Origin of the sequence: Aphanothece microscopica RSMan92 (assembly GCF_046613545.2) — a bacterium.
Taxonomy (GTDB): Bacteria; Cyanobacteriota; Cyanobacteriia; order PCC-6307; family Cyanobiaceae; genus NIES-981.
Genome location: NZ_JBKKKY020000477.1, coordinates 1 through 484, shown reverse-complemented (window position 1 = coordinate 484; position 484 = coordinate 1). Strand labels below are relative to the sequence as shown.

1 protein-coding gene is annotated in these 484 nt (G+C 51.7%); it reads left to right on the top strand.

Annotated features, from left to right (window positions below; translation table 11 throughout):
• A partial coding sequence (locus ACLD7X_RS18625; protein ID WP_411425166.1) for a PAS domain-containing protein occupies nt 1–484 on the top strand: 484 nt, incomplete at both ends.

The following is a 484-nucleotide window of genomic DNA, read 5'->3' as shown; positions in this document are numbered from 1 at the left end:
TCACTGACAAAAAACAATCAGAGCAGCAGCTTCAAATCAAAAACAAAGAGCTGAACGACCTCTACCAGGAATTACAGTTTGTGATGGACACCATGCCCCAACTCGTATGGGCCACAGATCCCGACGGAACGTCTAACTTCTTTAACCAGGGATGGCTGCAATATACCGGACTGACCTTTGACGAGTCAAAGGGAGATGGCTGGATACAGGCCCTGCACCCTGATGATCTGGACCACGTTGTAAAAGCATGGACCAGTGCCATGAAAACCGGAGATAATTACCAGGTAGAGTACCGCCTGAGACGATATGACGGTACCTACCGCTGGTTTCTGGTACGGGGCACCCCGATGAAAGACCCGGAAGGGAATATTCTGAAATGGTATGGCACCACTACGGATATCCAGGAGCACAAAGAAGCGTCGGAGTCGTTGGAGTCGCGGGTGGCAGAGCGCACCAAAGCACTGCTCGACGCCAACCATACCCT